This window comes from Planobispora longispora (assembly GCF_016863135.1).
Taxonomy (GTDB): domain Bacteria; phylum Actinomycetota; class Actinomycetes; order Streptosporangiales; family Streptosporangiaceae; genus Planobispora; species Planobispora longispora.
Genome location: NZ_BOOH01000110.1, coordinates 1 through 758, shown reverse-complemented (window position 1 = coordinate 758; position 758 = coordinate 1). Strand labels below are relative to the sequence as shown.

Here is a 758-nt window from a genome sequence, read left to right as displayed (position 1 = left end):
GCCCCGCTCGCGCAGCCCCTCGACCAGCCCCAGGGCGACCAGGTCGTTGTAGCACAACACCCCCGTCACCCCCGAGCCCGCCACCGCGGCCGCCGCGGCCAGCCCGCCCCGCTCGGTCGGCTCGTTCGGGCCCAGGACGGTCAGGTTCACGCCGAGGCCGTCGGCCAGGTCGGCGGCCGCCCGGCGGATCTCGCCGCTGGTCCAGGAACCGCTCGGTCCGGACAGCAGGCCCACCTGACGATGCCCCAACTCCGCCAGATGCGCCACCGCCGCCCGCACCCCCTGACCCACATCCATCAACACCGTGGCCAACCCCTTCACCCGCCGATTGACCACCACGAACGGCACCTGCGCCCGAAGCCGCTCGATCACCCGATTCGACAGGCGCGGACTGCACAACAACACCCCGTCCACCTGCTTGCACAACGTCTCGATCAACTCCTGCTCCAACACCGGATCCTCATCGGTGTCAGCCACGAACACGTGATAATCCCGCTCACGCGCCTGCGCCTGCGCCGCCTTGATCAACGGAGGAAAGAACGGATTGGCGATATCGGCCACGATCAACCCCAGATTGTGGGTACGCCCCGTCGTCAACGCCCGCGCCGCCCGATTCGGCCGATACCCCAGCCCCTCAGCCACCGCCAGCACCCGGTTCCGCGTCTCCGCATTCACCAGATGCGGCGCCGAGAACGTCCGCGACACCGTCGAGACATGCACCCCCGACGCCCGCGCCACATCCCTGATCGTCACCGCCA

The 758-nt window shown here is 69.5% G+C and carries 1 protein-coding gene; it reads right to left on the bottom strand.

Annotated elements, in window-relative coordinates; all coding sequences use genetic code 11:
- On the bottom strand, positions 1–758 hold a 758-nt coding region (locus Plo01_RS39825; protein ID WP_239317984.1), incomplete at both ends, for a LacI family DNA-binding transcriptional regulator.